This is a genomic window from Bacillus cereus group sp. BfR-BA-01310, assembly GCF_022664325.1.
GTDB lineage: Bacteria > Bacillota > Bacilli > Bacillales > Bacillaceae_G > Bacillus_A > Bacillus_A paramycoides.
The window spans coordinates 43459-49458 of record NZ_JAKUHD010000024.1; the positions used below are offsets into that span (position 1 = coordinate 43459).

Below are 6000 nucleotides of genomic sequence, written 5' to 3' on the forward strand. Positions count from 1 at the left end.
CAGGCCGTGTTGAAGTTCTGAGGGTGAGCTCTTACTTACAGCGATCGACTGATAATAAATAATATAGCGTATACTATTGTGGATAACGTCAGATGTTAAGTTTTGTTCAACATACGTGTACGTACTCGCATTTAGCACGACAATTGTGGTGACATAATGCCTGTCCGAATAAAATTGCAACATCAATGTACGTTTTGATTGTCGCAAATAATATATTTTAAACCAGAAAAAATGTGAATGTAAAAGGTACAAGATTCTTCTTTAAGTTTTTCAATAATTTTAATGTTTACTTTCATTTGCTACCTTTTTTCCTTTCTTTAGATTTAAAAATTGCTTTCAAAATTTATTCAACAAAAAAACAGTGAAAATGATTGTTTTTTGTTAAGATTTTAGTCAAAAAAAAGAGAAAAAGTAAAGTAGAAAAGTAGTGTACAAGCAATACATTCAATATATTCACCGCCCCCGCCAATCTGCTTTTTTATTTTAATTTATACCTAGATTTAAAAAACATATAAATCACCGGTATACAGAACAAAACATGACCTGCTCTCTCCCCTAAAAGTTGCATCATATCTTCATATAGTCATAAAATTAATCTGTAGTCGAAAATACGTAAAGAGCTGCTAGAATGAATTACTGAGAATACGAAGAATAAAGGAGTGAAACGGAGTAAAAACTAAAAAAATTAGACAAGGAAAATGGAGAGATGAATTAAATGTTAAAGATCATCAAACATTTAAAACCATTTGTTGCTTCCATCATTGCAGTTGTATGTCTTTTAACTGTGCAGGCAGTATGTGATCTATCACTGCCAGACTATATGTCTAACATTGTCAATGTAGGGATTCAACAAAAAGGTGTAGAAAATGCAGTACCTGAGGTTATTCGTAAAAGTGAAATGGATAAACTTACGCTCTTTATGAATGAAAATGAGAAGAAAAAAGTAGCTGACAACTATGCGCTTTTAGATAAGAACAACCTCTCTCAAAGTGAACTGAAAAATGACTTAAAAGATTATCCGCAGCTTGATAAAGAACCACTTTATAAGCTACATACAGAAGATAAAAATACAATTAACGAACTTAACGATATCTTTGGGAAACCAATGTTAATTACACAAGGAATTGAAAAAGGCGGCCCATCTGCTCTCCCTCCTGCTGCGACAGGTGACAACAAAACACCAGCGAAGCTTCCGCCAAATACAGATCCTTTTGCAGTCATTGCGAAACTTCCCCAAGATCAAATCAATGTAATGAAAGAAAAGGCAGATGAAAAGTTTAAGAATATGCCAGGTAGTATGGTAACACAATCAGCCGTTTCATTCATTGAGAATGAGTATAAAAAGATCGGTATCAATATAGATAAGCTTCAATCTAATTATATTCTTACTTCCGGCGGGAAAATGCTGCTTTTATCCTTAGTAAGTATGGCAGCTACCGTTATCGTGAGTTTACTTGCTGCAAAAGTAGCTGCTGGATTAGGTAGAGACCTTAGAAAGAAAGTCTTCCGGAAAGTTACAAACTTCTCGAATGCGGAGTTTGATAAGTTTTCCACTGCATCTCTAATCACAAGAAGTACAAATGATATCCAGCAAGTGCAAACACTTATGGTTATGATGCTTCGGATCGTATTCTATGCACCGATTTTAGGTATAGGCGGCATTATTAAGGTACTAACTACAGACGTTTCAATGGGATGGATTATCGGAGTTGCGGTAATCGCAATTTTAAGCTTAGTCATTGGTTTATTTAGCATCGCGATTCCTAAGTTTAAGAGTATCCAAAAGTTAGTAGATAAAATTAACTTAATCACTCGTGAATCTTTAACAGGTATGCTCGTTATTCGTGCTTTTAATAATCAAAAACATGAAGAAAAGAAATTTGAAAAAGGAAATCAAGATTTAACAAAAACAAATTTATTTGTAAGCCGTTTAATGTCATTTATGATGCCAATGATGATGTTTATCATGAATGCCGTTACTGTACTTATTATTTGGGTTGGATCACACCAAGTGGATATGGGACATATGCAAGTTGGTGATTTGATGGCATTTATGCAATATACAATGCAAATCATCATGGCCTTCTTAATGATTTCAATGGTATCTATTATGGTTCCACGTGCTTCAGTTTCCGCACAACGTATCGCAGAAGTTTTAGATACTGACGTTACCATTAGTGATGTAAAAGAGCCGAAAACATTTGCTTCAGACAAGAAAGGTTACGTTGAATTTAAAAATGTTAGCTTTAGATATCCAGGTGCAGAAGAAAATGTGCTTTCTAATATCACCTTTACTGCAAAACCTGGTGAAACGACAGCTTTCATCGGAAGTACAGGTAGTGGTAAATCAACATTAATCAACTTAATTCCACGCTTTTACGATGTCACAAGCGGCCAAATATTAATAGATGGCACGGATATTAGAGAAGTATCTCAGAAGGAATTAAGAGAGAAAATTGGTTATGTACCGCAAAAAGGAGTTCTATTCTCAGGTACAATCGAGAGTAATTTGAAATACGGCAAGAAAGAAGCAACTGAAGAAGAACTCGCAAAAGCGGCAGAAATCGCGCAAGCTATGGAGTTTATTAAAGCGAAACCTGAAAACTTCCGTACAGAAATATCACAAGGTGGTACGAACGTTTCCGGTGGTCAAAAACAAAGACTTTCTATTGCGCGTGCTCTTACGAAAAAATCGGAAATCTTCATATTCGATGATAGTTTCTCAGCTCTTGACTTTAAGACAGACGCAGCATTGCGCAGAGCTTTAAACAATGAGATTACAGGAAGTACAGTTTTACTTATTGCCCAAAGAATCAGTACAATCATGAATGCCGATAAGATCATAGTACTTGACGAAGGAAAAATAGTTGGAACTGGTACTCATGAAGAGCTTATGGAAAACTGTGAAGTTTATAAGCAAATTGCTTTATCACAACTTTCAAGAGAGGAGTTGTCATCATGAGTGATAGAAAAATAGAAAACAGAAGACAAGGCGGCTCTGGTCCTGGTGGTGGCGGTCATATGGGCGGCGGCATGAGAAAGATTGAGAAGGCAAAAAACTTCAAAGGAACGATGAATAAACTCCTACAATACTTGAAGCCCTATAAATTATCAATCTTAGTCGTTATCCTTTTCGCAATCGGTAGTGCAGCCTTTACAATCGTTGGTCCAAAAATTTTAGGTAATGCGACAACAAAACTTTTCGAAGGACTCGTAAGCAAAGTATCAGGAGCACCCGGTGCGGCTATTGACTTTACCTATATCGGAAACATTGTCATTTTACTCCTTGGATTATATTTACTGAGCACTGCGTTTGGTATTATCCAGGGGTACATTATTTCTGGAGTAGCCCAAAAAGTATCTTATAACTTCAGAAAAGAAATCGATGAAAAAATTAACCGTATGCCGCTAAAGTACTTTGATAAAACAACGCACGGAGAAGTATTATCGAGAATTACGAATGACGTAGATACGGTGAGCCAAACTTTAAACCAAAGTATGTCGCAAATCATCACATCCGTTATTACAATCATCGGTGTACTTATCATGATGTTATCAATCAGCTGGCAAATGACATTAGTGGCGCTTTTAATATTACCAGTATCCATGATTCTTATCATGGGAGTCGTAAAGAGATCACAAAAATACTTCAAATCTCAGCAAGAATATTTAGGACACGTAAACGGTCAGGTCGAAGAAATTTATAGTGGTCACAATATCGTAAAAGCCTTTAACAAAGAAGAAGAAGAAGTAAAAAAATTCGAAGAGGTAAATGATACCCTTTACCACTCCGCATGGAAATCTCAATTTTTATCTGGAATGATGATGCCGATTATGACATTTATCGGTAATATCGGTTACGTCGCTGTATCTATTTTAGGCGGATGGCTTGCGGTAAAAAGAACCATCGCAGTTGGAGACATTTTAGCCTTTGTGCAATATGTTAGAAGTTTTACGCAACCAATCGCTCAAGTAGCGCAAATCGCGAATGTACTTCAATCCACTGCAGCTGCTGCAGAAAGAGTCTTCGAATTTTTAGAAGAAGAAGAGGAAGTACCAGAAGCAGAAAATCCAGTGAAGCTGCAAAAAGTTCAAGGAGAAGTTACCTTCCAAGATGTTCAATTTGGATACAATCCAGATAAGATTATCATCAATAATTTCTCAGCTAACATTAAGCCAGGACAAAAAGTAGCAATCGTCGGACCAACCGGAGCTGGTAAAACAACGATCGTAAAACTGTTAATGCGTTTCTATGACGTAAACAGCGGTGCAATATGTATCGACGGTCACGATATAAAAGACTTCACGCGAGAAGACCTGCGCAACATGTTTGGTATGGTACTGCAAGACACTTGGCTATTTAACGGCTCCATCATGGAAAATATACGTTACGGTAGACTGAACGCTACCGACGAAGAAGTAATTGAAGCAGCGAAAGCAGCTCACGTTCACAGCTTCGTAAAAACATTACCAAATAAATATCAAATGGAACTAAACGAAGAAGCAAGCAACGTATCCCAAGGACAAAAGCAACTACTAACAATTGCCCGCGCCCTTCTAGCAGATCCGAAAATATTAATACTCGACGAAGCAACAAGCTCCATTGACACTCGTACAGAAGTACTCATCCAAAAAGCGATGGAAAACCTCATGGAAGGCAGAACAAGCTTTATCATCGCTCACAGATTATCAACAATCCGTGATGCAGACTTAATTCTTGTCATGAAAGACGGGGATATTGTAGAACAAGGTAATCATGAAGAGTTATTGAAGGCTGATGGTTTTTATGCTTCGCTTTATAATAGTCAATTTGAAGGTGCGGATGCTTCTTAATGTAGGTTTCGAATAAAGTTTGATCAAATTAATGCTATTAACCGTGATAAAAGAACGAAAGAAAAGAGCGTGTTTTGAAAAAAAGATTAATCAAAACATGCTCTTATAGTATTTAATCGAATTATTCTTTTATAAAAAAAATTGATTTTTTTGTAATCCTTCTTCAAATAAAAACCTAATTGTCTCTTATCTTTAACTATACTTCTCTTCTAATTTTATTAGGTTTTTCTTCTGATTCGATAAACCTATTGTAAAACTATTTGCTTTAATTATAATATCTCCCCTGTTACCTGTTGAAGTGACAGTTATCTTAGTCCTAAACAAACCTTTCTTAATTTTCACACTTTCTATATCTTTCATGTCTATACACTTTATATTACCAGTGAACTTACCACTCATTGATATTTCTAATACCATAAGTCTTTTATCGGTAAAACATATGATTAAATGCTCAAGGTCTGCCAATGCTCCAAGGCCGTATTTAAAATACTCTGATGCTGATGGTGTTACATAGGAGTAGAAATAGTAAAAGTAAGTTTCACCTTCTATTTTTAATTCTTCGAATAAATCGTCTAAGTACTTGTTTGTTAACATCTTAATCCCCCCTCTTATTTGAGCCTAACCGTTACATTAGAAGTCTTTCATAGGAACACATCTTTTCTGTCACAATTATAAACATATCATCTGTAAACTCGCTCTTCCACAATAAACCAATATTTTGATTTACCTTTTTTATAAACGGTACGGGTTTGTTTGAAAGTTACAGTAAGTCATTATGATTATAGTGGTTCCTCATATTAATTCATCTTGTAATCCTTCAATATTTCTGATATCAGGAATAATTGCATGAACTTCAATAACTTTAACCAAAAAACATTCCATTTTATACAAAGTTTGTTTGAAGCTTTCTTAGAATTCTTTAATTGAAAGAGGCGAAGTTTCGCAACTTTTTTCAAAGGTAAGGGGTTAGTTTTATACTTTCTCGAGAAAAATACTTCATTTAATTTCTCAAAATATTCCTTTTCTCCTCTCTCATTATAAGATAATGTTAAATAGATCATCAAAAAACTTAACCTCATGAATATTAAAATTCTGTTTGGAAAATTTCATGTGTGTATTCACAGTTTTCTTTTACTCCCCTCCAAAAAATACAAAAAAGACATACCA

3 protein-coding genes are annotated in these 6000 nt (G+C 35.2%); 2 read left to right on the forward strand and 1 reads right to left on the reverse strand.

Features of this window, described 5'->3' with window-relative positions:
- The first annotated feature begins 715 nt into the window (after positions 1-715).
- Positions 716-2962, forward strand: coding sequence for an ABC transporter ATP-binding protein (locus MR109_RS25525; protein WP_242274367.1), 2247 nt, complete (start codon positions 716-718; stop codon positions 2960-2962).
- Positions 2959-4833: an ABC transporter ATP-binding protein gene (locus MR109_RS25530; protein WP_242274369.1), complete on the forward strand. Its 1875-nt coding sequence runs from the start codon at positions 2959-2961 to the stop codon at positions 4831-4833. The genes MR109_RS25525 and MR109_RS25530 overlap by 4 nt, the downstream gene beginning before the upstream one ends.
- 192 nt (positions 4834-5025) lie before the next feature.
- On the opposite strand, the gene MR109_RS25535 is transcribed toward MR109_RS25530, so the two are convergent.
- On the reverse strand, positions 5026-5427 hold the full coding sequence (locus MR109_RS25535) for a PH domain-containing protein (protein ID WP_242274371.1): 402 nt from the start codon (positions 5425-5427) through the stop codon (positions 5026-5028).
- Between the last annotated feature and the right edge of the window lie 573 nt (positions 5428-6000).